At 71.6% G+C, this 26,404-nt stretch carries 25 protein-coding genes; 9 read left to right on the top strand and 16 right to left on the bottom strand.

What is annotated here, in order from left to right; genetic code table 11:
• Positions 1-59: 59 nt before the first annotated feature.
• The 3 genes from ACNTMW_RS11235 to ACNTMW_RS11225 all read right to left on the bottom strand — a co-directional run bounded on the left by ACNTMW_RS11235 (position 60) and on the right by ACNTMW_RS11225 (position 3,511).
• Positions 60-1,703, bottom strand: a complete 1,644-nt coding sequence (locus ACNTMW_RS11235; protein ID WP_426633376.1) for a DUF4153 domain-containing protein — start codon at positions 1,701-1,703, stop codon at positions 60-62.
• 96 nt (positions 1,704-1,799) lie between these two features.
• On the bottom strand, positions 1,800-2,819 hold the full coding sequence (locus ACNTMW_RS11230; RefSeq protein WP_426633375.1) for a HAMP domain-containing sensor histidine kinase: 1,020 nt from the start codon (positions 2,817-2,819) through the stop codon (positions 1,800-1,802).
• Entirely contained in the window at positions 2,819-3,511 is a 693-nt protein-coding gene (locus ACNTMW_RS11225; protein ID WP_426633374.1) for a response regulator transcription factor, read from the bottom strand. Before ACNTMW_RS11225 ends, ACNTMW_RS11230 begins: the two co-directional genes overlap by 1 nt.
• A 165-nt stretch (positions 3,512-3,676) precedes the next feature.
• Between ACNTMW_RS11225 and ACNTMW_RS11220 the strand changes: the two genes are divergently transcribed.
• Positions 3,677-4,504: a DUF4097 family beta strand repeat-containing protein gene (locus ACNTMW_RS11220; RefSeq protein WP_426633373.1), complete on the top strand. Its 828-nt coding sequence runs from the start codon at positions 3,677-3,679 to the stop codon at positions 4,502-4,504.
• A 138-nt stretch (positions 4,505-4,642) separates the two neighbouring features.
• On the opposite strand, the gene ACNTMW_RS11215 is transcribed toward ACNTMW_RS11220, so the two are convergent.
• From ACNTMW_RS11215 to ACNTMW_RS11195, 5 genes are all read right to left on the bottom strand, one after another.
• Positions 4,643-5,428, bottom strand: a complete 786-nt coding sequence (locus tag ACNTMW_RS11215) for a LytR/AlgR family response regulator transcription factor (RefSeq protein WP_426633372.1) — start codon at positions 5,426-5,428, stop codon at positions 4,643-4,645.
• Entirely contained in the window at positions 5,425-6,642 is a 1,218-nt protein-coding gene (locus tag ACNTMW_RS11210; protein WP_426633371.1) for a sensor histidine kinase, read from the bottom strand. Before ACNTMW_RS11210 ends, ACNTMW_RS11215 begins: the two co-directional genes overlap by 4 nt.
• Before the next feature lie 70 nt (positions 6,643-6,712).
• A complete protein-coding gene (locus ACNTMW_RS11205) occupies positions 6,713-8,206 on the bottom strand; it encodes a sugar transferase (protein WP_426633370.1) in 1,494 nt (497 codons plus the stop codon).
• A gap of 236 nt (positions 8,207-8,442) precedes the next feature.
• A complete protein-coding gene (locus ACNTMW_RS11200) occupies positions 8,443-10,056 on the bottom strand; it encodes a DUF2142 domain-containing protein (RefSeq protein ID WP_426633369.1) in 1,614 nt (537 codons plus the stop codon).
• A 29-nt stretch (positions 10,057-10,085) separates the two neighbouring features.
• Positions 10,086-10,946, bottom strand: a complete 861-nt coding sequence (locus ACNTMW_RS11195) for an Fpg/Nei family DNA glycosylase (protein WP_426633368.1) — start codon at positions 10,944-10,946, stop codon at positions 10,086-10,088.
• Between the two features lie 61 nt (positions 10,947-11,007).
• Between ACNTMW_RS11195 and ACNTMW_RS11190 the strand changes: the two genes are divergently transcribed.
• Complete coding sequence (locus ACNTMW_RS11190; protein ID WP_426633455.1) at positions 11,008-12,162, top strand: glycosyltransferase family 4 protein; 1,155 nt, start codon at positions 11,008-11,010, stop codon at positions 12,160-12,162.
• On the top strand, positions 12,159-13,604 hold the full coding sequence (locus ACNTMW_RS11185; protein ID WP_426633367.1) for an O-antigen ligase family protein: 1,446 nt from the start codon (positions 12,159-12,161) through the stop codon (positions 13,602-13,604). Before ACNTMW_RS11190 ends, ACNTMW_RS11185 begins: the two co-directional genes overlap by 4 nt.
• A gap of 89 nt (positions 13,605-13,693) precedes the next feature.
• Here the strand turns inward: ACNTMW_RS11185 and ACNTMW_RS11180 are convergent, their stop codons facing one another.
• Positions 13,694-13,999: a hypothetical protein gene (locus ACNTMW_RS11180; protein WP_426633366.1), complete on the bottom strand. Its 306-nt coding sequence runs from the start codon at positions 13,997-13,999 to the stop codon at positions 13,694-13,696.
• A gap of 228 nt (positions 14,000-14,227) precedes the next feature.
• Here ACNTMW_RS11180 and ACNTMW_RS11175 point away from each other — a divergent pair, with 228 nt between their 5' ends.
• Complete coding sequence (locus ACNTMW_RS11175; RefSeq protein ID WP_426633365.1) at positions 14,228-14,449, top strand: GntR family transcriptional regulator; 222 nt, start codon at positions 14,228-14,230, stop codon at positions 14,447-14,449.
• 265 nt (positions 14,450-14,714) lie between these two features.
• Here ACNTMW_RS11175 and ACNTMW_RS11170 read toward each other — a convergent pair whose 3' ends face one another.
• From ACNTMW_RS11170 to ACNTMW_RS11150, 5 genes are all read right to left on the bottom strand, one after another.
• Positions 14,715-15,041, bottom strand: a complete 327-nt coding sequence (locus ACNTMW_RS11170; protein WP_426633364.1) for a hypothetical protein — start codon at positions 15,039-15,041, stop codon at positions 14,715-14,717.
• A gap of 682 nt (positions 15,042-15,723) precedes the next feature.
• Positions 15,724-17,040: an MATE family efflux transporter gene (locus tag ACNTMW_RS11165; protein ID WP_426633363.1), complete on the bottom strand. Its 1,317-nt coding sequence runs from the start codon at positions 17,038-17,040 to the stop codon at positions 15,724-15,726.
• A gap of 2 nt (positions 17,041-17,042) precedes the next feature.
• A complete protein-coding gene (locus tag ACNTMW_RS11160; protein ID WP_426633362.1) occupies positions 17,043-17,768 on the bottom strand; it encodes a CDP-alcohol phosphatidyltransferase family protein in 726 nt (241 codons plus the stop codon).
• The gene (locus ACNTMW_RS11155; RefSeq protein WP_426633361.1) at positions 17,765-18,469 is read right to left on the bottom strand and encodes a phosphocholine cytidylyltransferase family protein; all 705 of its coding nucleotides are present in this window, start codon (positions 18,467-18,469) and stop codon (positions 17,765-17,767) included. The genes ACNTMW_RS11160 and ACNTMW_RS11155 overlap by 4 nt, the downstream gene beginning before the upstream one ends.
• 86 nt (positions 18,470-18,555) lie before the next feature.
• Entirely contained in the window at positions 18,556-20,007 is a 1,452-nt protein-coding gene (locus ACNTMW_RS11150) for a GuaB1 family IMP dehydrogenase-related protein (protein WP_426633360.1), read from the bottom strand.
• Positions 20,008-20,155: 148 nt separating this feature from the next.
• On the opposite strand from ACNTMW_RS11150, the gene ACNTMW_RS11145 reads away from it, so the two are divergent.
• The 3 genes from ACNTMW_RS11145 to ACNTMW_RS11135 all read left to right on the top strand — a co-directional run bounded on the left by ACNTMW_RS11145 (position 20,156) and on the right by ACNTMW_RS11135 (position 23,153).
• Positions 20,156-20,548, top strand: coding sequence for a CBS domain-containing protein (locus ACNTMW_RS11145; protein ID WP_426633359.1), 393 nt, complete (start codon positions 20,156-20,158; stop codon positions 20,546-20,548).
• 152 nt (positions 20,549-20,700) lie between these two features.
• Positions 20,701-21,801, top strand: coding sequence for an aminotransferase-like domain-containing protein (locus ACNTMW_RS11140; protein WP_426633358.1), 1,101 nt, complete (start codon positions 20,701-20,703; stop codon positions 21,799-21,801).
• A 227-nt stretch (positions 21,802-22,028) separates the two neighbouring features.
• Complete coding sequence (locus ACNTMW_RS11135) at positions 22,029-23,153, top strand: magnesium and cobalt transport protein CorA (protein ID WP_426633357.1); 1,125 nt, start codon at positions 22,029-22,031, stop codon at positions 23,151-23,153.
• A 123-nt stretch (positions 23,154-23,276) separates the two neighbouring features.
• Here ACNTMW_RS11135 and ACNTMW_RS11130 read toward each other — a convergent pair whose 3' ends face one another.
• Positions 23,277-23,912 carry a hypothetical protein gene (locus ACNTMW_RS11130; RefSeq protein WP_426633356.1) on the bottom strand — a complete coding sequence of 212 codons (636 nt, stop codon included), beginning with the start codon at positions 23,910-23,912 and terminating at the stop codon, positions 23,277-23,279.
• A gap of 258 nt (positions 23,913-24,170) precedes the next feature.
• Between ACNTMW_RS11130 and ACNTMW_RS11125 the strand changes: the two genes are divergently transcribed.
• Both ACNTMW_RS11125 and ACNTMW_RS11120 read left to right on the top strand, forming a co-directional pair.
• The gene (locus tag ACNTMW_RS11125) at positions 24,171-24,710 is read left to right on the top strand and encodes a peptidylprolyl isomerase (RefSeq protein ID WP_426633355.1); all 540 of its coding nucleotides are present in this window, start codon (positions 24,171-24,173) and stop codon (positions 24,708-24,710) included.
• 10 nt (positions 24,711-24,720) lie between these two features.
• The gene (locus tag ACNTMW_RS11120; protein ID WP_426633354.1) at positions 24,721-25,653 is read left to right on the top strand and encodes a rhomboid family intramembrane serine protease; all 933 of its coding nucleotides are present in this window, start codon (positions 24,721-24,723) and stop codon (positions 25,651-25,653) included.
• 109 nt (positions 25,654-25,762) lie between these two features.
• Here ACNTMW_RS11120 and ACNTMW_RS11115 read toward each other — a convergent pair whose 3' ends face one another.
• Positions 25,763-26,344: a TetR/AcrR family transcriptional regulator gene (locus ACNTMW_RS11115; protein ID WP_426633454.1), complete on the bottom strand. Its 582-nt coding sequence runs from the start codon at positions 26,342-26,344 to the stop codon at positions 25,763-25,765.
• Positions 26,345-26,404: the final 60 nt, after the last annotated feature.

Genomic DNA, 26,404 nt, shown 5'->3' with positions numbered 1-26,404 from the left:
GAAGACTTCAGGGGGTCATCGCCCCACGAACTCTTCACGATCGCGGAACGGCAGCGTGATCAGGGGGACGCCAGCCTGCGGGCCCGGCTACGCCCGAGGTTGTAGCCGTACCAGGAGTCCGGCTGGTCGTCGAGGCGCGCGGTGATCTCCGCGAGGGGGTACGACCGCACGTCGGCCGGCAGCCGGGTCAGCGCCGGTACCGCGTCCGCCGACAGGCCGGACAGGTAGAACATGTCCACCCGGCCGGTACGCTCGAACCGGTCGACGTTGCGGTCGGCGATGAACCGGTCGGGGTCGACCGCGGCCAGCGCGAGAAGCCCGATCACCGCGCTCGCCAGGACGGCCCGCGGCAGCCAGCGCGTGCGCAGCCGGACGCCGGCGACCAGGACGAGCACGAACAGCAGGCCGAGCCACAGTTCGGTGGCGCTGATGACCAGGCGCAGCCGGGTGTACCCGTACACCTCCTCGTACAGGGCCATGCGCTTCAGCGCCGAGGCGACGATCACCAGGGTGAGGGCCGCGAGCGCGCCCACCAGCGCCCGGATGGCGGTACGGTCGGCGCGCCCGACCCGCGGCGCCCACCGCACCACCACGCCGACCACCCCGAGGGTCAGCATGGTGACGACGAGCAGTTGCCAGAAGCCGCCGCGGGCGTACTGGGCGAAGTCCGGACCGCCCGGCCGGAGGACGTGGTCGCGGCCGCCGAACAGCACGGTGACCTGGACCAGTACGAACAGGGCGAACAGCGCGTCGAGCAGGGCGACCGGGAGCGCCCACTCCAGCAGGCGCAGCGGCCGGCGGGGCTCGCCCGCCTCGGTCAGCTGTGGCCGCGACGCCACCAGGTACCCGATACCGAGGCTACCGAGCCCGATCGCCGTGAACAGGAACAGCCAGCGCGGCAACCCGCTGAGGTCGGCGTCCGGGACGATCCGGCCCACGAGCCGGGCGAACGCGTCGTCGGCGCTGGCGAACAGGGCTCCGAACACGATCAGCAGCACCACGCTGACCGCGGCCGAGGCGAGCAGCCGGCCCAGCGCCTGCGGCCGGGCGCCCGGGGACATCCCACGGATCCCGCGGCCGGCCCACGGCAGCGCCCGGAGCACCGCCACCGGGCCGGCGAGGACACCGGCGACCATGTTGCGCAGCGACGCCCCGTCGACAAGGGCCTGGGCGGCACACAGCCCGGCCATCGGCAGGCAGACCAGATACAGCCAGTCGGCGGCCCGGACCGTACCGACGGCGAGCAGCGCGATGCCGGCGAGCGCCCACAGCCACCGGCCGACCGCCAACCGGACCCGGAACTGCACGCTCGTGGCGACCACGACCGCGACGACGGCGAAGCCGGTGAGCAACCACCCCAGCCCGGGCCGGTCCAGGGTGACGGTGCCGGCCCCGAGCAGCGCGGCCAGCAGCACCGCCCCGAGGACCTGGGCTCCGGGCGCCACACCCGGTCGGTCCCACCGGTGGACCGGGAACGACGAGGGGGTCCGGGGCGGGCCAGCCAGCGCCGGGACGGGCGGCACGGCGGGGAAGGGCGGTGCCGGCGGCAATCCGGCGAAGGGCTTGGCCGGCGGCACGGACGCGTCAGAGGCTTCAGGTGCCGGCGGGGCGGGAGGCGTCGGGTCGGCGGGGGCGGCGCCGGTCGGCTCCGACTCGACCGGGTCCCGTTCGGTACCGGCCTGCGTGCTCTGGCTGTCATCCATCGCGCATCACTCCTGTTCTCGGGCAGCATGAAGCGACGCCGATCGCCGGGCGGCGAACTGCGCTCGTGCGGTGTGGGACGGGGAGGCCGGCCGGCCTCAGGTTGTCGTCGCGGGGCCGGGCAGGGTGACCCGGATCCGGCAGCCCTCCGCCGCTCCGGTGTCGGCGACGGAGATCGAGCCGTGGTGCAGTTCCACGACCCAGCGGGCGATCGCGAGGCCGAGACCGGTGCCGCCGCCGGTGGACCGGTCTCCCCTGGTGAACCGCTCGAAGACGCGGTGGCGCTCCTCGACCGGGATGCCCGGACCCTCGTCGACGACCTCGATGGTCACCGCGCCCGCCGCCGCGATGCCGGTCACGGTGACCGTGCCGTCGGCGGGGCCGTGCCGGACGGCGTTGTCCAGCAGGTTGACCACGACCTGGTGCAGCCGCTCGCGGTCGGCGTAGACGGTGGTGTCCGGCGGCACGACCTGGGTACGGAACACCACCTTCCGGTCCCGGGCGGCCGCCGCGACCTCGGCCTCCGCCACCACGTCGGCGAACAGGTCGGCGACCGCGAACTCGTCGAGGTCGAGGGCGAGCACGCCGGCGTCGATACGGGACAGGTCGAGCAGTTCGGTGACCAGCCGGCCCAGCCGCTCGGTCTGGGTCAACGCCGTCCGCAGCGTCGCGGGGTCGGCGGCGGCGACGCCGTCGACGATGTTCTCCAGCACGGCCCGGAGCGCCGAGATGGGGGTCCGCAGTTCGTGCGACACGTTGGCGATCAGCTCGCGCCGCTGCTGGTCGGCCGACTCAAGGTCGGTGGCCATCTGGTTGAACGCCGCCGCGAGCTGCCCGACCTCGTCGCGCGAGGTCGCGCGGACCCGGCGGCTGTAGTCCCCCCGCGCCATGGCGCGCGCGGCGGCCGTCATCTCCCGCAGCGGTGCCGTCATCCCGTGCGCCAGGATCTGGGACGTGACGAGCGCGACGACGATCGCGGTGGCGGCGGTCCGCGGCCGGAACGCCCCGGTGCCGTACCAGAAGACGGCCATCCCGGCGGCGCCCGCGCCGACGAGGGTGACGCCCAGCTTGACCTTGATCGAGCGCAGCGGGTCCAGTGGGCGGGGCAGGAAGTCCATCACGCCGGCACCTCGAGGGCGTACCCGACGCCGTGCACGGTCCGGATCAGGTCGGAGCCGAGCTTGCGACGCAGCGCCTTGACGTGGCTGTCGACGGTCCGGGTACCGAGCGCGTCCGACCAGCCCCAGACGTCGGCGAGCAGGCGCTCGCGCGGCAGTACCGTGCGCGGCCGGCTCGCCAGGTGGACCAACAGGTCGAACTCGGTCGGGGTCAGGTGGGCCTCGACGCCGTCACGGCGGACCCGCCGCTCAGCCCGGTTGATCTCCAGGTCACCGATGACGATCGGCGGCGCGGCGTCGTGGTCGTCGGCGGGGTGGGCGAGCTTGTCCATCCGGCGCAGCAGCGCGTGTACCCGCGCCGCCAGCTCCCGCATCGAGAACGGCTTGGTGAGGTAGTCGTCGGCGCCGACGGCCAACCCCACGAGCAGGTCGGTCTCGTCGTCGCGGGCGGTCAGCATCAGCACCGGTACCGGACGGTGGGCCTGAAGGCGCCGGCACACCTCCAGCCCGTCGAACCCGGGGAGCATGACGTCGAGGACGACCAGGTCGGGCTGGAGCGCCTGGGCGCGGGCGACGGCGGTCGGACCGTCGTGGGCGAGGTCGACGGCGTACCCCTCGGCCCGCAGCCGGGCGGCGACGGACTCGGCGATCGTCCGCTCGTCCTCGACGACCAGTACTCGACGTTGGCTCATACCGGCGCACTCTATTCAGTGGCGGTGGAGACGACCGGCGGTTGGTGTGAACATTCGGTGCAGAGGTCGCGCGGGAACCGGGCTGGCACTCGGGGGAGATGTTCAGGGGTGACTCGGGGAGTGTCCCGGATGCCCGCACACCCGGTCGGCCCGTAACTTCGGGGCATGAAAAGGATCGTTGCCGGTGGGGCCGGTGTACTGGTCGTCGGGCTGCTGGGCGGCTGTGATCTGATGGCCGACCAGGAGTTCCGCGACGAGCGGACGGTGGCGGACCGGGTTGCCGCGATCACCATCGCCGGCGGGGCCGGATCGGTGACCGTGTCCGCGTCGCCGGACGGCACGATTCACGTGAAACGTCACGTCCGGTACCGCGACGACCGGCCGGGAGCCACGGACTCGGTACGCGGCGACACACTGATCCTCAACACCTCGTGCGGGCGGGTGTGCCTGGTCGACTACGAGGTGACCGCGCCGCGCGGGGTACGGGTCAACGGTCGCAACGGCTCCGGCGACATCACGCTGAGCGGTATCGCCTCGGCCACGCTCGAGGTCGGCTCGGGCAACGTCCAGATCCACGGCGCCTCCGGCGACGTGGTGGTACGCACCGGCTCCGGTGACGTCGACGTCGCCGACGTCACCGGCGACGTCACCGGCCGGGCCGGCTCGGGCAACCTGCGGCTGGCCCACGTGACGGGGGCGGCCACCGTGGAGACCGGGTCCGGCGACATCGACGCCAAGGACCTGCGCGGTTCGCGGACCGCCGTGCACACCGGGTCGGGCAACACCACCCTGGTGCTGGCCACCGCGCAGGATGTCGACGCGAACACCGGCAGCGGCGACGTGCGGCTGACCGTACCGGGTGGGCAGACCTACCGGGTATCGGCGACCAGCTCCTCGGGCGACCTGGACGTACGGGTACCGAGCGACGCCTCCGGCACCCACCACGTCAAGGTGCGCACCGGCAGCGGCAACATCACGGTCCAGCCGAGCTGACCAGCGTTTGTCAAGGCCGGAGGCGGCCTGTGGACGGTTACTGTGGAAAGTGGCGCCGCACCGGACCGGCCCTCCAGGATGAAAGGCCCGTTCCCGCTGGTGATCGACCCGGCCGAGGTGTTCTGACCGTCCCGTTCGCTAACCGCCCCAGTTCTGCTTCGCCGCGCGGACCAGCCGGTCCTTGAGCTCGCGGGTGTGCCGGCGCGACACCGGCAGCTCCCGGCCGTCGACGACCACGACGTAGCCGCCGTTGGCCGCCCGCAGCTCGGTGATCAACTTGAGCTGCACCAGGTAGGAGCGGTGCACCCGGACGAACCCGGCGTCGGCCCAGCGCTCGGCGAGCGTCGCCAGCGGCACCCGTACCAGGTGCGAGCCGTCGGCGGTGTGCAGGCGGGCGTAGTCGCCCTGCGCCTCGACCCACCGGACCGCCGAGCGCGGCAGCATCCGGGTCGTACCGGCCAGCTCGACCGGGATCGTCGGGTCGTCGGCCCGCTCACGGTACCCGGCGACGGCGGGGTGGGCGCTCACCAGCCGGCCGGCGAGTACCCGGCGCAGCGACTCGGCGATCCGGTCGGCCTGTACCGGCTTGCGGACGTAGTCGGTGACCCCGAGGTCGAACGCCTCCGCGGCCCGGTCGTCGTACGCGGTGACGAACACGACCGCGGGCGGCTTGGCGAACCGGCCGAGCAGCCGGGCCAGCTCCATGCCGTCGAGGCCGGGCATCCGGATGTCGAGGAACACCACGTCGACGTCGGTGTCGCGGAGCACCCGCAGCGCCTCGGTCGCGTCGGTCGCCGTGCTGACCTCGGCGACCCGCGGGTCGGCGCGCAGCAGGAAGGCCAGCTCGTCCAGTGCCGGCGGCTCGTCGTCGACGGCCAGTACCCGCAGGTAGGCGGGCGCCACCCGGGGATAGTCAGTGATCATGCCGCGCTCCGGGCCCGGACGACCGGATGGAACTTGGGTATCCGCATACTCACCTTCGTTCCCGCGCCGGGCGCGGTCTCGACCACCAGCCCGTACTCGTCGCCGAAGACCGATCGCAGCCGGTCGTCCACGTTGCTCAGTCCGACATGCTGCCCCGCCTCGGCCGCCTCGTCGTCGGCGGAGGCCGGGCCGGCGAGGACCGACGGATCCATGCCGACGCCGTCGTCCTCGACCGTGAGGTGGCACTCGGCGCCGGCGTCGCGGGCGACGATGCTGACCGTGCCGACGCCCGGCTTGGCCGACAGCCCGTGCCGGACCGCGTTCTCCACGAGTGGCTGGAGGCACAGGAACGGCAGTCCGACCGGCAGCACCTCGGGCGCGATCTGCAGGCGTACCTGCAGCCGTTCACCGAAGCGGGCCCGCTCGATCGTCAGGTACCGGTCGATCGAGCGCAGCTCCTCCGCGAGCGTGGTGAACTCACCGTGCGCGCGGAAGGAGTACCGGGTGAACTCGGCGAACTCCAGGATCAGCTCCCGGGCCCGCTCCGGGTCGGTACGCACGAACGACGCGATCGCGGTGAGGGCGTTGTAGATGAAGTGCGGGCTGATCTGGGCCCGCAGCGCGCGCACCTCGGCGCGGGCGATGCGGGCCCGCGACGAGTCCAGCTCGGCGAAGGCCAGTTGCGCCGCGACCCAGCGCGCGGTTTCGACGGTCGCCTGGACCAGCCCGGGCGCTACGGGCCCGTCGCTGACCGCGACCAGCGCGCCCTGGCTGCCGCCGCCGCCCCGGTCGATCGCCACCACGACCCCGCCGCGGACGGCGCAGTCCATCAGGTCGCAGGGGAGGTCGCCGGTGCCGAGCACGACGGAGCGGCCGGTGGCGGCGACCTTCGCGGCGGCGGCTTCCAACTCGGGGCGGTGGTGGTCACCCACCCCGTCCAGCGCGAGGATTCCGTCGGTCGAGGCGATCGCGAAGCCGGCCGCCCCGGTGAGCGTACGCAGGTGCCGTACCGCCTTGGCGGCCGCCGCGGCGGTGAGCCCGGCCCGCAGCGGCTCGGCCGCGAGCGCTCCGATGTGCAGCACCTCGTACGTGGCCCGCTGGGTGGCGGTCGCGATGCCGGGCCGGGCGCGCAGCCGCAGCACCGCGTACACCGCACCGGCGAGGGCGGCCAGCAGCGCCAGGACGGCCGACGCGGCCGAGAGGTTTGCCCGCACGGCAGGGATCGTCACCCGCGCACCGGCGCCGGCACAACCTCCATCGAGGTCCTACGGCCTGGCCACTGGACTAGTAGGCGCCCTTGCGGCGGAGGACCACCCCGACGGTCCGCCACAGCGTGTGCAGGTCCAGCACCAACGACCAGTTGTCGACGTAGTACAGGTCGAGTCGAACCGCGTCGTCCCAGGACAGGTCGCTGCGCCCGGAGACCTGCCAGAGGCCGGTCATGCCGGGGCGTACCAGCAGCCGCCGCCGCACGTCACCGAGGAAGTCGCCGTCCTCGGCGGGCAGCGGACGCGGCCCGACCAGGGACATCTCGCCGATCAACACGTTGATCAGCTGCGGTAGCTCGTCGAGGGACGAGGCGCGCAGGAACCGGCCGACCGGGAACACCCGCGGATCGTTGCGGATCTTGAACAGCAGCCCGTCGGTCTCGTTCATCTCCTCCAGTTCGGCGACGCGGTCCTCGGCGTCGACGTACATGGTCCGGAACTTCCAGACCCGGAACGTGCGGCCCTCGCGGCCCACCCGGGCCTGCCGGAAGAAGACCGGGCCGGGGTCGGAGATCCGGATCGCGATCGCGATCGCGAGGAACACCGGCAGCCCGACGATCAGGCCGATGAGGGCGACGATCCGGTCGATGAGGTTCTTGAACAGCCAGGCCAGCCCGGACAGGGTGGGCTCTTCGACGTACAGCAGCGGCAGCCCCTCGACCGGGCGGATGTGCACCCGGGGGCCGGCGATGTCGGTCAGCTGCGGCGCCACGACCAGGTCGACGCCGGTGCCCTCCAACTGCCACGCCAGGCGCCGCAGCTCGCCGGGCTCGGTGCTGGCCGAGCCGCACACCGCGATCGTGTCGGCACCCAACTCCCGGACCAGCGCGACCACGTCCCGCCCGGCGAAGACCGGCACCGGCGGCTCCTGCCGCTGCGTGGTGTACCCCTCGGTGGCGTGGATGCCCACGGGCACCAGGCCGGCCTCCGGGCTGCGGGTGATCGTGGTGAAGACCTCCATGGTCTCCGGCACCGTGCCGACCAGCAGCAGCCGGTGGGTGGCCAGGCCGTGCCGGCGGGCGAGGTAGAGCAGCTTCCGGGCGACGTACCGCAGGACCAGGATGTAGGTCAGGGCGCCGACCAGGGCGATACCCACGGAGAGCCGCGACAGTTGGGTCTTCGTGGAGAACGCCAAAAACGACACGATCGCGATCATCGTCCAGGAGGCGCGGAACACCTGCTTGAACTCGTCGGTGCCGACCCCGGTGTAGCGCCGGTCGTACGAGCCGTGCGCCCACATCACGACCAGCCAGCCCAGCGGCAGCAGCACGTACTTGATCAGGCTGAACAGCCCCAGGTTCTGCTGGAAGCCCGAGGTGGCCTGGTCGAGGGTGGCGCTGGCGGTGAAGCTGGCCAGTACGACGGCCACGTAGTCGAACAGGACCAGCAGCACCGCGTAGGACCGGTACCAGGTCGCGCGGCGGCGGGTACGGAACCAGGCCGACCGGGGGATCCCGTTGGACGCCTGGGGTGCTTCCGGGATGATCTCGAAGCTGTCAAGCTCCCGCACGCTCGTTCTCCGGCTCGCTCCGCTCGCCGGACGTTGCAGGCTCGTGGTCACTTCGGCGCCCTCCCGGCCCGCGTCGTGCGCTGACCGATGAGGACTACCCGACCGGTACCCTTGCCCGCCCGTGCGTTCATACAACCCATCACTGAGCGTCGATTCCGCCACTGGAGAGGCCGATCGCTCACGGCGCCCCTCGGGTGGCATGTCGTAGGGGGACGATAGGTGACGACCGGCCGACACTAATGGCTCGCAGTGTCGGTTGTCGAGGTCTCCGTACCCCTGTTCGCGCCCGGTCGGACCGGTGTGACGCTTCCGTTATCCAGCTCGCCGGAAACGGTACCAGGCGCCGCAGTGACGCTACGCTCAGTAATGAGCATCACGGCCAGCAGGACCGCCAGCCCGGCAACCGCGGCGAGCAACGGCACCGCCGGGCCGGTGGCCGGCCGCCACGACCCGGCGAACGGATTCAGCGACGCGTCGAGGCCGCTTTCGAAGCGGGTCATCACCCGGGCGAGCGCGTACAGGTGGAGCGGCACGGTCACGGCCACCAGCCCGAGCGCCAACCGCGGCCCGACGGCGGCCAGCGCGCCCGCCACCCGCTCCGCGAACCGGCCCGGCGCCGGCTCCGGAAACCGGCCCGCCACCCGCTCCGCCGGCCAGGCCAGCGCCGCGAGCAACACCACGCCGACCGCGGTGGGCAGCGCGTACCGGCCCTGCGCGAACCAGCCGGACAGCGGTGCGAAGTGCACGTCCAGGGCGACCAGGAACGCCGCGCAGAACGCCAGCAGGCCGGCGAGGACCAGCCGCAGCCGCCACCCGCCCCGCACCAGGGCTCCGACCACCACGGCGCACAGCAGCAGGTACCACAGGTAGATCGCGTACCGCGAGATGGTCACCTCCCCGTACCCGAACTGGCCGACGATCTGATGTACGTAGAACGGCACCCGTTCGGTCAGGATCCGACCGGTCAGGTCGCCCGGGACCGCGCGCTCCGAGATGACCGCGGCCGTGTCGGCGCCCCCGGACACCGCCATCCAGCCGCCGACCACCGCGACGCCGGCGGCCGCGAAGCCGCCGAGGATCCACCGGGCGCCCCGGTCGCGCAGGAGCGCGAGGGTACGGGCCCGGCCCGCCAGCAGCACGCAGGCGGCCACGTCGACGGCGAGCAGCACGGGGCCGAGCTGGCGCACGGTCAGCAGCAGCGCCGCCGCGACGCCGGCGAGCACGAGCAGGCGCCGGGTCACCGGGCCGCGCAGCAGCGCCGAGAGCGTGACGAACAGCAGCACCCCGGCGGAGATCTCCAGCCCGTTCGGGTTGACCGAGCCGTTCAGGTTCATCGCCATCGGGGTGGCGACCAGCGCGACCCCGGCGGCGAGCACCGGCGCGCGCAGGCGCACGGCGGTGACCACCGCGGCGGCCAGCAGCAGCGCCGAGACCGCTGCCGACACCAGCCGGGCGAGCACCACGCCGGTGGCGTCCGGGCTCACCAGCAGGGGCAGGCCGACCGGCAGGTAGTACACCGGGGAGTACCGCGCGGCGGCGCTGGGCACCCGGACGATCTCGCGGCTGTCGACCGGCCGCTGGCACGCGGCGGATCCCCGCTGCCGCTCCCCGACGGCGCAGTTGACGTTCGCCGGCAGCAGGCTGCGGGGTACGTCGAAGCCCTCGTCGCCGAAGGTGGTGCCGTCGCTGGCCGGCCCGTCGGGCAGCCAGTGTCCGGTCACGACCGCGTAGGCGCGCACGACGTGGTGCTTCTCGTCGTAGGTGCCGTTGACCGGCAGCGCGAGCGCCCAGGCCGCCGACATCAGGAAGAACGCGGCGAACGCGAGCAGAAAGACCCGGCGTGCGTACACCCGGACAGGGTACGGGTCGCGTCCGTGGGCTACCGAACCAGGCGTGACAGGCGCCGGTCGGCAAGCGGCTTGCCGCCGGTCTGGCAGGTCGGGCAGTACTGGAGGCTGGAGTCGGCGAACGACACCTCCCGAACCGTGTCGCCACAGACCGGGCAGGGCAGCCCGGTCCGCGCGTGCACGGCCAGGCCGGAGCGCTTCTCCGACTTCAGCGTGGCCGCCTTCCGGCCCACCGAGCGCGCGACGGCGTCGGTCAGCACCTCGTGCGTTGCCCGGTGCAGCCGGACCATCCCCTCGTCGGGGATCCGGTCGGTGATCGCGAACGGGGACAGCTTCGCCCGGTGCAGGATCTCGTCGGAGTACGCGTTGCCGATGCCGGCGAGCACCGACTGGTCGGTCAGCACCCCCTTGACCTGGCCGCGCCGGGACCGGATGCGCTCGGCGAAGGTGTCCGGGTCCGCCGTCAGCGCGTCCGGGCCCAACTTCGCCACGCCGGGCACGTCGGCCGGGTCGCGCACCAGGTACACCGCCAGCTTCTTCTGGGTGCCCGCCTCGGTCAGGTCGAACCCGGAGCCGTCGTCGAGGCGTACCCGCAGCGCGATGGGCCCCTTGCCAGGCTTGAGCGGGCCCGTACCGGGAAACTCCTCCCGGTACTGCAGCCAACCGGCCCGGGCGAGGTGGACAACCAGATGAAGACCACCGCCAAAACCGATGTCCAGGAACTTGCCGTGGCGGGTCGCATCGACGACCTCCGCCCCGGCCAGGGCGCTCACCGGCGGGTCGTACGTCTTGAGCGCACTGATCGCGGACACCTCGGCACGGCTGACGCGGTGGCCCACCGCCCGCTCGCGCAGGTAGGCGGCGAGCGCGGTGACCTCGGGAAGTTCGGGCACCCGTTCAGTCTGCCCGAGATCACGGCGCTGTCGTAGGCTCATCGTCGCCATGAAGCCCGGTTTGAAGGTCGTCGTCGCGCACAACCGGTACGCCACCGGTGCGCCCTCCGGCGAGAACGTCATCGTCGACGCGGAGATCGCCCAGTTGCGCGCGGCGGGCGTCACCGTCGTGCCGTTCCTGCGCAGCTCCGACGAGATCGGCACGCTGCCGGCGGCGCAGAAGGCGCTGCTGCCGCTGTCCCCGGTCTACAACGGACCATCCCAGCGGGCGCTGGGCGAGCTGCTGCGCACCGAGAAACCGGACGTGCTGCACCTGCACAACCCGTACCCGCTGCTGTCACCGTGGGTGGTCCGCACCGCGCACAAGCACGGCGTACCGGTGGTCCAGACGGTGCACAACTACCGGCAGGTGTGCGCACCCGGCCTGTACTTCCGCGACGGTCACGTCTGCCACGACTGCCGGGGCAGGGCGTTCGGACTGCCCGCCATCCAGCACGCCTGCTACCGGGGCTCCCGCGCGCAGAGCGCGGTCATGGCCACGGCGCTCGCCGTGCACCGGAGCACCTGGCGCTCGGTCGACCGGTACATCGCGCTGACCTCGGCGATCGCCGACCACCTGCGCGACTACGGCGTCCCGGACTCCCGGATCAGCGTCAAGCCGAACGCGATCCCGGACCCGGGTCCGCCGGCCGGTGCGCCCGGCCACGGCTTCCTGTTCGCCTCCCGGCTGTCGTCCGAGAAGGGGCTCGGCCTGCTGCTCGACGCCTGGCGCAGCCATGGCGAGGGCGAACTGGGGACGCTGCGGATCGTCAGCGACGGGCCGCTGCGCCCGCTCGCCGAGGAGGTGGCCGCGTCCCGGGCCGACGTGACCTACCTCGGCCCGCTCGACCACGCCGCCACGCTCGCCCAGGTCGCCGCGGCCGCCTGCGTGATCGTGCCGTCCACCTGGCACGACGTGCTTCCCACCATCGTGCTGGAGGCGCTGGCCGCCGGCCGCCCGGTGCTCGGCACGAACATGGGCGGCATCCCGTACCTCGTCGGTGACGCCGGGTGGGTGGTCGAGCCCGAGGTGGGCGCGATCGCCGCCGGGCTCAAGGCCGCGCATGCGGGTGCGGCCGCCCTGGCACCGGCCGCCCGGCACCGGTACGAGCAGAGCTTCGCCCCCGACGTACTGGTGCGGCGGTTGATCGACATCTACACAGAGGTCTCCAGGTGACAAACCGGATCGCGATCGTCGCGGGCACGGTCGTGGCGCTCGCGTGCGCGGCCGTCGAGTTCGTCCACAGCCAGTCCGCCCTGTACGCCTCGGGCGCACTGGTCGCCGGTGCCCTGGCGGCCGCGATCGCCTGGTTCGTCACCACGCTGCCCAGCCTGACCCTGCGCGGCCTGGTCACCGGTGGCTTCTTCGTGCTCGCCGGCATGCTGAGCTGGACGTCGCTGGGCTTCGGGCCCTGGCTGGTGTGGCCGCTGCTGGCCGTCGAGGGGGTCGTCTTCGCCTGGTGGTCCTGGCCCTGGCTGCGTGACCTGCGGGTGTCGTACCGGCTGGGCACCACCTGGCTGGGCGTCGCGTACTGGATCCTCGGCACGGTCGGGGCGCTGCTGGTGGCGAAGCTCGGGATCGGCGTGCAGCGGCTCGTGTACGCCGGGGTGTTCGGGCTCGCGGTGCTCGCCGTGATCGCGGGCACCCGCCGGGGTCGCGGCCGCGACCTGTCGGTCGGCATCGTCGGCGCGTTCCTGCTGGCCATCGCGCTGCTGTTCGTGTCGGGGTCGGGCAACCTGTTCCAGTACCGGCACGTCGTACCGCCGAGCGGCTGGGGCACCGAGGTGATGGTGCACCGGTTCTGGGGCGGATCCTGGCTGCTGTACCACCCCAACTCGCTGGCCCTGATCGCCGTGGTCGCCGCGATGCGTATCGGTGTGGACCGGGTCTTCGCGGTGTGGCAGCGGGTGGCGGTGACGCTGCTGGCCGGCGGGGTCGTCTACCTCACCAACTCGCGTACCGGCTTCGTGTACTTCGCCGCCGCCGCCGTGGTGCACGGCTACCTGCTCCTGCGCCGCCGGGGCGAGGACCTGCCGGCGTACCGGCGGGTCTGGCTCGCGGCGGCGGTACCGTTCGCGGTCACCGCGCTGGTCCTGGTGCTCTCCGAGGCGGGCGGCCAGAGCTTCCTGTTCAAGGCACGCTACGACGCCGGCGACGTGACCAGCGGCCGGACCGACACCTGGAAGCAGGTCGGGCGGGACTGGGTCAACGGCAACGTCGTGGTGAAGCTGCTCGGCGACACCGGGACGGCACGGGCGGTCGTGATCCGCGACGACGACGGGCACAAGCCGGGCGAGAAACCGCTCCAGTTGACCACCGACAACGCGGCGGTCGGCGCGCTGCGCCGCGGCGGGGTCCTCGGTGAGCTGGCCTTCCTGCTCGGCCTGGGCCTGCTGCTCGCGCGTGCGTGGCGGGGGTCCGGTGATCGCGCGCCCGCCGCCTGGCTCACCGTGACGGCGATCGGCGCGGTACCGACGATCGCCACCGCCGACTGGCTGCTCGGCGGCACCGGCGGCACGCTGTGGATCCTGCTGGTGGCCGGCGAGGCGTGGCTGGTGCTGCGCCCGGCGCCCGCCGGGGCGACCGAGCCCGAGCCGGAGCTGACCCCTGCGCCATGATCCTGAAGGATCCTCCGTGACTCACACCTGGAAGATCCTTCAGGACCATGAAAGCCGAGGGCATCGGCGATCAGAGACCCGTCCCGGCGTTACCCGGTACACCCCGCTGGCCGTACCGGTCGTGCGGTGCGGGCCGCGTGCCCGGTGCCGTCCCCCGCCTCGTACGCGCCGGCCACCCGTACCCGTTCGAGCAGGCTGATCAGTACGCGTAGCGTCGACAGGTCGAGGTGTCGTACCAGCCATGCGCAGATCAACTCGTCGTAGCCGCCGAGCACCACGCCGCGTAGCGCGTCGGAGAGCACCGCTTCACAGTCGCCGGGCGTCGCGTACGGCCCGACCGGCTGGGTGTGCAGCGGCGCGACAGGAGTGAAATGGCACGCCTTCATACTGGACATCGGATCGCCTCCCTATAGGCGGTCAAGGGCCCTGGTCGGCGGTGGAGCGCTGGCCAGGGCCCGCTCATGGGGGACAGCACTACCGGGCACCGGCAGCTGTCTCAGCCTCACCATAGCCCCCGACCACTCCACACGTACAGACCATGTACCCGTTCTTTCCATGTACGGGTATAGGCCCTGTACTGGGGCACATAATGGACCCGTATCCTCCGCCATAGCCTGACGATCGTGCTCGATCCACGTCCGCTCTATGAGCAGCTCGCCGATGTGCTCGGTGAGCAGATCAGGAGCGGCGCTCTCGCACCGGGTCAGCTCCTGCCCAGCGAGCCGTACCTGATGGGCGAGCATGGCGTGAGCCGGGGTACCGTTCGCGCCGCCATGCGACTACTCCGGGAACGGGGACTGATCGTCACCCGGCCGGGCAAGGGCTCATTCGTCGTCGAGCGCTAGGACGCTCGAGCCCGCACCTCGGCGCCGTGTGCATGATCCTGAAGGTCCTTCCGTGCTCCAACACGGAAGGACCTTCAGGATCATGGGAGGGCCGGAGCGGGCCGATCCTCATCGGCGTCGCGCTCCGGTTCAGCGGCCCCGAGGGAGCGCAGCGAGTACCGACGCAGACCCGCCATCGCCGGTCAGTTAATGCCGTCGGGACGCACGCATCTATCTACGACGAGAACCGCCCTCGATCTACGAGATGCGCCTCTGTTTGAAGCCATCAGGGGCGCTTCATGAGCACGGTTGGTACGCGACTGGTGGTGTCGATCCACCAGGGCAAGCGGGGTGAGACGTGTTCAGCAGTGTCCAACAGGGTGCGGTAGTCGCTTGGCAAGTCGCGCCCGTGGATCGGCTCATGGTGTGCGATCCGGTTCCGCAGCCGTCGCACGTCGTCGATAGAGGCATACAGCATGCCGCGGCGGGCATTCGGAAACGCCTGCCGGAGGCAGGGCTGCCAGATGGTGCGGTTGTAGTTCTCCGCCAGCAGGGACCACCAGAACCCCAAGCTCAGCTCCGCCACCACGCGACCCGGGGTCTTGGCGGCCATCTGCGGTCACTCGACCGATTGCTTCCAGGACCACCCTGCGCGATCTCTCCGTCAGGGGTACCTGTGGATCTCGGTACCAGCACCCGGATGCTCCTGGCAACGTCCTGGCCCACTTCGTCAGAGCCTCGTCCATGGTGTTCCGCAGCGCCACCTCCAGGTAGTGGATGCTCTCGAAGAAGGCAGCACTGATCTCCAGGTTCCAGGCATACAGGGCGAGAGCGGCGTCTAGCTTGCCGCCGGCGGCAGCCTTGTACTCCAGTAGCCGCGGTTGGGACAACAACCGGACCAGATCGTTGCGGACCGGTGGATAGATGGACACGGGAGTACCAGCCACCTCTCACTGCGACGCCTGATGACTGGACAGCCGGGCAGAAGATCCGTATTTTGGAGGGACGAGAGAGCCCCGGGAATCATGGCGTACCAGCTCCGGCTAGGGAAACCCCCCGGGGCCTTGTCATTTCTGCGTCACGGCCGTGAGATGTCAGTCGCGTCCACCGGAGACCGGTGCCAGCGCAATCCACCCCAGTTCCTGTCGCGCGTCACACTTCTCTCGGCAGCGGCCCCGTCGGAGATCTCCGCGGCAGATCATCCACACCGATCGCGGAAGACTTCGACTCCCTCGACCTCGGAGACCTCGAGCAGCCTGCGTGAGTCCTGGTCACTGTGAAGGGGGCGGCGTCGGTCACGCGAGGGTGGCGGCGTCGGCGGCCTGCTCCTCATCGGCGTCGCGCTCCGGTTCAGCGGCCCCGAGGAAGCGCAGCGAGTACCAGTACAGGCCCGCCATCGCCACCAGCCCGGCCGCCGCACCGGTGGTAAGGCCCCACGCGGCGCCGACAAGACCGCCCGCCCCCGCGCCGACCACGAGACCGGCGAGGCTCACGGTCGTGAACAGGACATACTGCGCGAAGAGCATCCGGGCGCGGTGCATGGCCCGCAGCGCCGCGGTGAACGGCAACTGGACCATGTAGATACCCGACTGGAGGGCCATCGGCAGGGCCAGCGGTTCGATGTCGGCGAACTTGGCGAAGCGCACCAGCACGAACGCGGCCAGCGGCCACGCTACCAGTACCGTGACGACGGCCAGTCCGGTGAACGCCAGCACCAGCTTCACGGTCAGCCGGCGCAGCGCGGCGGCCGCCTGCGCCCCCTCGGCCACCGGCAGCCGCCCGGCGTCCCCGGCCAGCCGGGACGCCCTCGGCACGACCAGTCCCTGCACCGCCATCAGGAAGTTCTGGACCGGCTGGACCAGCGCGGTCTGCGCGGCGCGCAGACCGGAGAAGGCCACGCTGGAGAGCTGATGGCTGACCAGGAACGTGACCGCGAGGACCTGGAACTGGCCGATAATCGCGGTGGCGGTGAACCAGCCGGACAGCTGCCGGGTCTCGGCGAACCACCGCAGCGGCCGGCCGCGCCAGGGACGCAGCCCGGTGCGCAGCAGGAACACCGCTGCGCCGGCCGCCGCACCGATCCCCCAGGACATGAACAGACCACCGGCGCCGCGCTGCCCGGCGAGCAGCATCACCGCCACACAGGCGGCCTGGGTACCGACGGCGACCAGGTCGACCACGAGCGCCTCGCCCGGGCGTCGGTCGGCGAGGTAGCTGAACCGGCCGGTGTCCTGCAACAGCAGGAACGGCAGGAACGGCGCGACCCACACCAGGTCGGTCAGGTTGACGTCGGCGCTGCGCGGCCAGAACGCCCAGGCGGCGAGCAGCACGACGGCGGCGGCAGCGGCGAACATGACGGCCGTGGCCAGACCGTTGCGCACCAGCCGGTCGCGGCGCTCCCCCTCGTACCGGGAGGCGAGCGTGAGCAGCACGTCGCCGACGAACGCCCGGTTGAGGAACATGACGACGTACGCCAGCGCCAGCGACTGGAGCATGATCCCGGAGCGGTCGCGGTCGAGCACGAGCAGCGCCAGAACGGTGTTGCCGGCGTTGGCACAGGCCACCACGAACTGGTCGGCCAGTCCGGCGCCCACCCATCGCGCCCCCCGCACCCTCAGCTCCGGCGGAGGCTGGTGCGCGCGGACGCGGCGATACTGACCAGCAGGAACCCGCCGTTCACCGCGGTGAAGGCGAGCATCAGCCACAGGGTCCACGCGGGGACCGCGGCGAGGACGAGCCCGATCACGGTCACCACCGCACCGTAGTCGCGGATCAGCTTGACCATGCGAACAACGAGCGAACGGCTGGTGACCAGACTCGCCGCCGCCGTGCCCTGCTGGAGCGCGGAGGTGACCAGGTTGACCATCCAGCTACCGGCGAACCCGGCCACCAGCCACGGCCGTACGCCGTCCGGGTGGTAGGCGTACGCGACGCTGGACACCGCCGCGACCAGGGCGATCTGGAGCGCGACGTCGCACAGGATGTCCAGCCGGGCACCGGCCGGGCTGGCCTGGCCGGTCACCCGGGCCAGTTGGCCGTCGGCGCAGTCCAGCGAGTACGCCACCTGCCACAGCACCAGCGCGACCAGCCCGACCAGCGGCGCCGGTACCCGCCCGTCGGCCATCGCCGGGGCGGCCAGCACGACCAGTGCCGCCGCAGCGAGCCCGAGGACGAAGTTGCCCAGGGTCAGCGCGGTCGGCGGCAGGCCGAGCCGCTCGGCGGCCACCGACATGTACGCGGCGATCCGCTGGTTGATCCCGTCGGTGAACAGCCCGGACTTCTTGTGCCTGGCCAGGAATTCGGCCGCGGTGTGCCGGTCGGGCCGCGTCGCGGTGGTCACCGGCCACCGTCCAGCGCGTTGGCCCGGTCGAGGTCGGGCTCGAAGTCGACCTCGACGCAGCCGTACGCGGAGATGTCCACGGCCTCCACCCGCAGGCCGGCCCCGGCGATCGCGGTCTCCAACCCGTACTCGAAGTACTCGTCGTCCGGGCAGCGCTCCAGGTGCTCGACCAGCACGGCCCGGTCGGCGGCGCCGATGTGGTTGATCCCGACCGCCTCGCCCAGGCCCCCGACGACCCGCTTGGACAGCGCCGCGACGTAGCCGTCCGCGTCGAGGGTGTACTTGACCTCCTCGTCGGCGACGCTCGCGGTGTTGACGGCGACGAAGCTGTGACCGGCCTCGATGTGCGGTACCAGCGCGTCGAGCAGGCCGGGCACGAAGACGACGTCCCCGTTGAGCCACAGCACGCCGCCCGGCGGGGCCAGCCGCAACGCCTTGAGCAGGCTCTTGGCGGTGCCGGTCTGGTCGTACAGCTCGTTGTAGACGAAGGCGGCCTCGTTCGCCGCCGCCTCCATGATCAGGTCCATCTTGTACCCGACCACGATCGTCACGTGGACCTGCCCGCCGAAGACCTGCCGCAGGTGGTCCAGTTGCTGGCGGAGGATGCTACGGCCGTCGGCCAGCGGCGTCAGCGGCTTCGGATGGGGGCGACCGAGCCGGGTGCCGAGGCCGGCGGCCAGGATCACCACGTTGAGCACCACGCGGGACTTCCCTTCGCGTCAGGACCGACCTCGTAGCCGGCGTCGGACGCGAGGCAGGATATCGCGGTCGAACCGGACCGCCGCCATCACCAACTGGTGGGCAGCGGTTTGCCCTCGGCGTACCCGGCCGCGCTCTGCACCCCGACGATCGCCCGTTCGTGCAGCTCGGCGAGGGTACGGGCGCCGGCGTACGTGCACGCGCTGCGGATACCGGCCACGATCTCGTCGATGATGTCCTCCACGCCCGGCCGGCGGGGATCGAGGTACATCCGCGACGTCGAGATGCCCTCCTCGAACAGTGCCTTGCGGGCCCGCTCGTACGGCGTCTCGTCGGAGGTGCGGCGGCTGACCGCACGCGCCGAGGCCATGCCGAAGTTCTCCTTGTACAGCCGGCCGTCGGCGTCGCGCTGCGGATCACCGGGCGACTCGTGGGTACCGGCGAGCCAGGAACCGATCATGACGTTGGACGCGCCGGCGGCCAGCGCCAGGGCGACGTCGCGCGGATGCCGTACCCCGCCGTCGGCCCACACGTGTCCGCCCAGCTCACGGGCCTGCTGGGCGCATTCGAGGACGGCCGAGAACTGCGGCCGGCCGACACCGGTCATCATCCGGGTGGTACACATCGCGCCGGGGCCGACGCCCACCTTCACGATGTCGGCGCCGGCCGCGATCAGGTCGCGGACCCCGGCCGCCGTGACCACGTTGCCGGCGGCCACGGGTACCGCCGGCCGCAGTGCCCGGACCGCGCGCAGCGCGGAGATCATGCGTTCCTGGTGGCCGTGGGCGGTGTCCACGACCAGCACGTCGATGCCGGCGGCCAGCAGCTTGTCGGCGCGGCCGGCCACGTCGCCGTTGATCCCGATCGCGGCGCCGACCCGCAGGTGGCCATCGGCATCGACGGCCGGGCGGTAGATCGTCGCCCGCAGCGCGGCCTTGCGGGTGAGGATGCCCACGAGCCCGCCGGAGGCGTCCACGACCGGCGCCACCCGGTGGTGGCCGGCCTGCAGCCGCTCGAACGCGTCCTCCGGGGCGATGCCGACCGGCAGCGTGAGCAGTTCACGCGACATGACGGCGCCGAGCTGGGTGAACCGGTCGACGTCGGCGCAGTCGACCTCGGTGACGATGCCGACCGGGCGCCCGTTCTCGACGACCACGACGGCGCCGTGGGCCCGCTTGGGCAGCAGCGCCAGGGCCTGCGAGACGGTGTCGCCCGGCCCGAGCGTGATCGGGGTGTCATGGACCAGGTGCCGGCGCTTGACCCAGCCCACCACGTCGGCCACAACGTCGATCGGGATGTCCTGGGGGATGAGCGCCAGGCCACCGCGGCGCGCCACGGTCTCCGCCATGCGACGGCCGGCCACGGCGGTCATGTTCGCGACGAGGATCGGGATCGTGGTTCCCGTGCCGTCGTCGGTCGCGAGATCGACGTCCAGCCGCGACTCGACGCTCGAACGCGAGGGCACCATGAACACGTCGTCGTAGGTGAGGTCGTAGGCGGCCGGACGGGACAGCCCGTACTGCTCGGACAGGAAGTGCATGGTGTCCAGTATTGGCCCTACGACCGGAAGGACCGGCGAACAGGGCCACCCGCGGGCGTAGCAGTGATGCCGGGGAATGGAAAGTCTTGAGTGTTCCGGCCACCGGCGGGAACATGTCCGTACCGCGTGCTGTGAGGGGGATTACACCATGCAAGTACGGGATGCGATGAGCAAGGTCGTCCTGAGCGTGGGGCCGGGGCACACGCTGCGCCAGACCGCTCGGCTGATGTCCTCCCGCAAGGTCGGCTCGGCCGTGGTCGTCGACCCCGACGGGTCGGGGGTCGGCATCGTGACCGAACGGGACATCCTCAATGCGCTCGCCGCCGGCCTCGACCCCGACACCGAGCACGTGGCCGGCCACATCACCTGGGACGTGGTGTACGCCGGGCCGTCGTGGACCCTGGCGGAAGCGGCCGCGGCGATGATCAAAGGGGGCTTCCGCCACCTGGTCGTGCTCGAGGACGACGAGGTGCTCGGCATCATCTCGGTCCGTGACGTGGTGCGGGTCTGGGCCCACGATCCCTCGGCGGTGCCGGCCTAGATCCGGCGGGCCGCCGGCCTAGATCCGGCGGGCCGCCGGCCCGGATTACGGCGGGCCGCCGGCCCGGATCCAGACCGCTCGTGCCCGTCCACAGGTTGGACCCTCGCGCTTTATCTCATTGGTCACGGCTGAGGGTCGTACCCTTTAGTGTCATGACCTCCGCGCAGCTCATTTCGTTCGCCCGTGGTGCCCCTTCCCTTGACATCGTCGACGTCGACGGCCTCAAGGCCGCCGCCGTTCGCGCCTTCGAGGCCGACCCGGCCGGCGTCACCGCGTACGGGACGTCCGTGGGCTACCCGCCCCTGCGCACGTGGATCGCCGACAAGCACGGCGTCGACGTCGACCAGGTCATCGTCACCAACGGCTCGATGCAGGCCGACGCGTTGCTGTTCGATCACCTGGTCCAGCCCGGTGACGACGTGGTCGTGGAGAAGCCGACGTACGACCGGACGCTGCTCAGCCTGCGTACGATCGGCGCCAAGGTGCACCAGGTCACCCTCGACGCCGAGGGGATCGACGTCGACGAGCTGCGCAAGCTGCTCGAGTCGGGGGTGCGGCCGAAGCTGGCGCACATCATCCCGAACTTCCAGAACCCGGCCGGCGTGACGCTGTCGGCCGACCGCCGGCGGACCCTCATCGCCCTCGCCGAGGAGTACGGGTTCACGATCTTCGAGGACGACCCGTACGCCGACGTCCGGTTCCGCGGCGAGAAGCTGCCGTCGATGCTGAACCTGGACACGGCCGGCACCGTCGTGCACGCCAGCTCGTTCACCAAGACGGTGTGCCCGGGTGTCCGCGTCGGTTACCTGGTCGGCCCGAAGGATCTCATCGGGGCGATCGCCAAGCGCGCCACGAACCTGTACATCTCGCCCGGCATGGTGTCCGAGGCGATCGTGTACCAGTTCTGCGTCTCCGGCGACGTCGACCGGTCGATCGCAGGCGTGTGCGCCGCCCTGGGCGAGCGCGCCCGGCTGCTCGGCGACGCGCTGCGCACGCACATCCCGGACGCGCGCTTCACCGAGCCGGACGGCGGCTACTTCCTCTGGGTCGAGCTGCCTTCCGACGTCGACGTCGACAAGCTCGTACCGGCCGCGACCGCGCGTGGCGTGGCGGTCGTGAAGGGCAGCGACTTCCTGCTGGAGGGCGGTCGGCACGCGCTGCGACTGGCCTACTCGGCGGTCACCGCGGACCAGGTCGACGAGGGGGTCCGGCGGCTGGCGGACGCCATCGCCGAGGTCCGCGGACAAGGCTGACACCAAAACGTGATGTGAAGGGGTTCCCCCGCCCGGGTTGGATGGATCACAATCCTGCGCGGCGCAGTTGTTGACCGCCTGCGCCGCGCAGCTCCATCCCCCGCCCCCCACGGCACCGGGCGGGCCGCCCCCGCCTACCCCCCCACCTGCGGACGGCCCGCCCGGTGCGCACCTGCTGACCAAGGCGCGATGCCCGGCGTCCCGGCCCACGACGTCTGGAGTAGCCGATGGCCCACGACGACGGCGCCGGGCGCGGCCTGTCGCGCGTCCTGCGGGAGCCCGTCCGGCGGGCCATGCACCGGATGCGTAGCGCTCCGCGATCGGTGGAGACCACCGGCGACGCCGGTCCGCCCAGCGGCATCGTCGACTGTGCCCTCTACGTCGACGGCGTCCGCCAGCCCGGCGACTGGAACTACCGGGACGCGCTGGCCGCGGCCCGCCGCACCCGCAACGCGTTCCTGTGGCTGGGGCTCAAGGAGCCCGGCGCGGACGAGCTGGCCGACATCGCCGACGCGTTCGACCTGCACGAACTGCCGGTGGAGGACGCGGTGAAGTCCCACCAGCGCCCGAAGGTGGAGCGCTACGGGGACATGACGTTCGTGACCCTGCGCACCGCCCGGTACGTCGAGCACGCCGAGCTGACCGAGAACAGCGAGGTCGTCGAGAGCGGCGACGTCATGATGTTCATCGGCGAGCACTTCATCATCACGGTGCGGCACGGCGACGCGGCCCGCCTGGCACCGGTACGGGCCGGTCTCAACGACAAGCACGACCTGCTCAAGCATGGTCCGTGGGCGGTTGCCTACGCGGTGTACGACCTGGTCGTGGACGTACTGATCGAGGTGTCGGCGGCGATCGAGGAGGACGTCGCCGTCGTCGAGGACAGCGTCTTCGCCCGCGAGGGCAGCGGCGGTCGGATCCAACGGATCTACCAGCTCAAGCGGGAGCTGATGGAGTTCAAGCGGGCGGTCCTGCCGTTGCAGCGGCCGCTGGCCGGACTGGCCACCGGGCAGCTCGCCGACGTGCCGGGCGAGATCCGCCGGTACTTCCGCGACGTCAACGACCACCTGACCCGCACGGTCGAGCAGGTCATGTACTTCGACGAGCTGCTCAACTCGATCCTGCAGGCGCGGCTCGCGCAGGTGACGGTGGACCAGAACAACGACATGCGCAAGATGGCGGCCTGGGCCGGTATCGCCGCGTTCTGGACGGCGGTCGCCGGCATCTACGGCATGAACTTCGACTACATGCCGGAGCTGCGCTGGAAGTACGGCTACGCGGGGGTGTTCGCGCTCATGGTCGCCGTCTCGTTCGCGCTCTACCGGGCGTTCCGGCGCTCCGGCTGGCTCTGAGCCCGGCGGCCGGCCACCTCGAGGTCGGCTCACGCCGGCCCGGTGGTGGAAGCACTCCGGGAGGAGCGGCGGTGCGCTCCTCCCGGAAACTGTGCTCCTCGCAGAGGCACGGTGTCGCCCGCGCTACGGGCGGCCGTTGCGCGAGCCCGAGCCGCCGGCGCCGCCGGAGCCGCCGGAGCCGCCGCTGAAGCTCTCCGACGTGCCCGTCGACGGTGACGTGTCGGACGCGCCCTTCATCTGCCCCATCACGTCCGAGGCCTTGTCCTTGGCCGTCTCCGCCGCGTTCTTGACGGTCTCCGCCGCCGACGACGCGGCCGAGCGGGCGGACTCGGTCATGGAGCGCGTCTGCTCAGTCGCGAGGTTGCCGGTGGAGCCGTAGTCGCCGGTGGAGTCGTACTCGTCCCACTTGCGCTGGCGGCGGCGGGAGAGCAGCGCGCTGACGGCGCCGAGCACCACACCCACGACCATCAGGCCACCGACCGTCCGTGACCAGTTCCGGCCGGTCCGGACCTTGACCTTCCGGCCGGTCACCCGGCGCGCCACGGTGCCCGCCCGACGCGCACCGTTGCGCGCCATGTCCACCGACTTGTCGACGGTCGGCTCGATCATCCGTTCCCGCATGACGTCCACTCGCGGGGCGATCGCCCCGGCGGCCGAGCCGATAGCGTGGGCCGCGGCCATGCGAAGGTGATCAACCCCCTCGTTGAACTCTTCCCGCATTATGGCGTTGTGCGTCTTCACCTGACGCCGTCCAAACACAGTCCCACCTCCCGTAGCGGTGCACACCCGTACCTCACCGCATTACCCAACGGCCGGCGAGAAGAACCTGCCGCCCTGGTAGGAGGTGATCTCCGGCGGTACGGGGCGCCCGGCCGGCTGTCCGGTGGGTGCCATGGCCTGCGCGGGTGCCATGGCCGGCGCGGGTGCGAGCGCCCGAGGGACGTGCCCACGAGCGGCGGGGTCACCGGGCCGGGGGTACGGTAATCGTTGGCGATCTTTTCCAGGAAAGGGACCATTGTGGCCGAACGCATATTCGCGACGTTGCACACGAACGTCGGGCCGATCCGCGTAGAGCTTTTCCCCAACCACGCTCCGAAGACCGTGCGGAACTTCGTCGAGCTGGCCGAGGGTACGCGTGACTACACCGACCCGCGCACCGGCCAGCAGGGCAGCGGCCCGTACTACGACGGCACGGTCTTCCACCGGGTCATCAGCGGCTTCATGATCCAGGGGGGTGACCCGACCGGCACCGGCACCGGTGGGCCGGGGTACACGTTCAACGACGAGATCCACCCCGAGCTGCAGTTCAACCGGCCGTACCTGCTGGCCATGGCGAACGCGGGCCTCCGCGGCGGGCAGGGCACCAACGGCTCGCAGTTCTTCATCTCGGTCGGGCCGACGACCTGGCTCAACGGCAAGCACACCATCTTCGGTGAGGTCGCCGACGACGACTCGCGCAAGACCGTCGACGCCATCGCGGGCACCCAGACCGACCCGCGCGACCGGCCGCTGCAGGATGTCGTCATCGAGCGCGTCGAGATTGAGCGGACTCAGTAGTCTTGCTGGCATGACCCAACCCCCGTCCGTCGGTGTGCCGGCGTGCTACCGGCACCCGTCACGGGAGACGTACGTCCGCTGCACACGGTGTGACCGGCCGATCTGCCCCGACTGCATGAACGAGGCGTCGGTCGGTCACCAGTGCCCGGAGTGCGTAGCCGAAGGGCGGCGCACCCAACGGTCGGCCCGGACCGCGTTCGGCGGGACCGCGGCCGGTAGCCAGGGCACCGTGACGAAGGTCCTCATCGCCCTCAACGTGGCCGTGATGATCATCGGGGTGCTGGTCAACGGTTCCCGCGCGGCGGTGGGCGGCGGGTTCTTCACCGGCGCCGGTGTCATCCAGGCTTTCGGCGCGGTCACCGCCCACAGCGTCTACCTGGGCCCCGACGGGCACTTCTACACCGGTCCCGTGCCCGGTGGCCACGTCTTTCCCGGCATCGACGAGGGCGGCTGGTACCGCCTGGTCACCGCGATGTTCATCCACTACGGCCTGCTGCACCTGCTGATGAACATGTGGGCGCTGTGGATCCTGGGCCGGCAACTGGAGCTGGCGCTCGGGCGGACCCGCTTCCTCGCGCTCTACCTGCTGGCCGGCATCGGTGGCAACGTGGCGGCCTACCTGTTCAGTCCGAACGCCCTCGCCGCGGGCGCCTCCACGGCGCTGTTCGGCCTGTTCGCCGCGTACGCGATCGTCATCCGCAGGCTCGGCGGGAGCCTGTCGTCGGTGATCCCGATCCTCGTGATCAACCTGATCATCACGTTCGGCGTGCCGGGCATCTCGATCGCCGGCCACCTCGGCGGCCTGGTCACCGGCGCGGTCACCGGCGCCGGCCTGGCGTACGCCCCGCGCAACGCCCGTACCCAGGTCCAGGTCGCGGTCATGGCGGGCGTGCTCCTGGTGCTCGCGCTCCTGACCCTGCTCGGATCGTCACTGCACGGCTGACCGCCGGCATCGCCGCACGGCTGACCGCCGGCCGCGGAATGCCTGGCCGTCCAGCACGGGACGACCGACCACGGATCCGTGGGCGCACCCGCCTGCCGGCGACGGGGGCTCACTCCGACGGGCGCCACACCTCGCCGCGAAGCAGGTCCTCGGCGCCGAGCCAGATGAAGTTCATCAGCCGGGCGGCGGTACGCCCGGGCTCCTCTCCCGGATGGTCGGCCAGCCAGTCGGCCATCGACTCCGCCGCACCCACCAGCGCGTACGTCACCGGCTCCAGGTCGGCCGGGCGGACCGGACCGCCGGCCGACTCGACGGCCCGGGCGAGGAGGCCGGACACGATCTCGACCATCCGGCCCCGCATCGTGGCCCACTCGCTGGCGAACGGTTCGAGGCCGCGTGACTGCCGGTAGAGCATGTTCCAGCCGTTGCGGTGCGCGGCGACGAAGCTGAAGAAGCCGCACAGGCCGTTCCACAGCTGCGCGTCCGGCCGGGCCGTGGACCCGACCCCGCCGACCACCGCCTCGACCATCCGGGTCGCCTCGCGGTGCAGGCACGCGGTGAACAGTTCCTCCTTGGTGCCGAGGTAGGCGTACACCATGGGCTTCGAGATCCCGGCCAGTTCGGCGATCTCGTCCATGGAGGCGGCGTGGAAGCCCTGCCGGCCGAAGACGGTGACGGCGGCGTCGATCATCTGTTGTTCGCGTACGGCGCGTGGGACGCGCTTCGGGGTGACGGGTGGCACCTTGCCAGC

The organism is Planosporangium spinosum (assembly GCF_049999945.1).
Taxonomy (GTDB): domain Bacteria; phylum Actinomycetota; class Actinomycetes; order Mycobacteriales; family Micromonosporaceae; genus Planosporangium; species Planosporangium spinosum.
This window is presented reverse-complemented; position numbering and strand designations above follow the sequence as displayed.

What these genes read in the sequence shown, in the direction of transcription:
- ACNTMW_RS11235 (WP_426633376.1), bottom strand. Translation starts at nt 1,703, where the DNA reads ATGGATGACAGCCAGAGCACGCAGGCCGGTACCGAACGGGACCCGGTC.
- ACNTMW_RS11230 (WP_426633375.1), bottom strand. Translation starts at nt 2,819, where the DNA reads ATGGACTTCCTGCCCCGCCCACTGGACCCGCTGCGCTCGATCAAGGTC.
- ACNTMW_RS11225 (WP_426633374.1), bottom strand. Translation starts at nt 3,511, where the DNA reads ATGAGCCAACGTCGAGTACTGGTCGTCGAGGACGAGCGGACGATCGCC.
- ACNTMW_RS11220 (WP_426633373.1), top strand. Translation starts at nt 3,677, where the DNA reads ATGAAAAGGATCGTTGCCGGTGGGGCCGGTGTACTGGTCGTCGGGCTG.
- ACNTMW_RS11215 (WP_426633372.1), bottom strand. Translation starts at nt 5,428, where the DNA reads ATGATCACTGACTATCCCCGGGTGGCGCCCGCCTACCTGCGGGTACTG.
- ACNTMW_RS11180 (WP_426633366.1), bottom strand. Translation starts at nt 13,999, where the DNA reads ATGTCCAGTATGAAGGCGTGCCATTTCACTCCTGTCGCGCCGCTGCAC.
- ACNTMW_RS11170 (WP_426633364.1), bottom strand. Translation starts at nt 15,041, where the DNA reads ATGGCCGCCAAGACCCCGGGTCGCGTGGTGGCGGAGCTGAGCTTGGGG.
- ACNTMW_RS11150 (WP_426633360.1), bottom strand. Translation starts at nt 20,007, where the DNA reads ATGCACTTCCTGTCCGAGCAGTACGGGCTGTCCCGTCCGGCCGCCTAC.
- ACNTMW_RS11145 (WP_426633359.1), top strand. Translation starts at nt 20,156, where the DNA reads ATGCAAGTACGGGATGCGATGAGCAAGGTCGTCCTGAGCGTGGGGCCG.
- ACNTMW_RS11140 (WP_426633358.1), top strand. Translation starts at nt 20,701, where the DNA reads ATGACCTCCGCGCAGCTCATTTCGTTCGCCCGTGGTGCCCCTTCCCTT.
- ACNTMW_RS11135 (WP_426633357.1), top strand. Translation starts at nt 22,029, where the DNA reads ATGGCCCACGACGACGGCGCCGGGCGCGGCCTGTCGCGCGTCCTGCGG.
- ACNTMW_RS11120 (WP_426633354.1), top strand. Translation starts at nt 24,721, where the DNA reads ATGACCCAACCCCCGTCCGTCGGTGTGCCGGCGTGCTACCGGCACCCG.
- ACNTMW_RS11115 (WP_426633454.1), bottom strand. Translation starts at nt 26,344, where the DNA reads ATGATCGACGCCGCCGTCACCGTCTTCGGCCGGCAGGGCTTCCACGCC.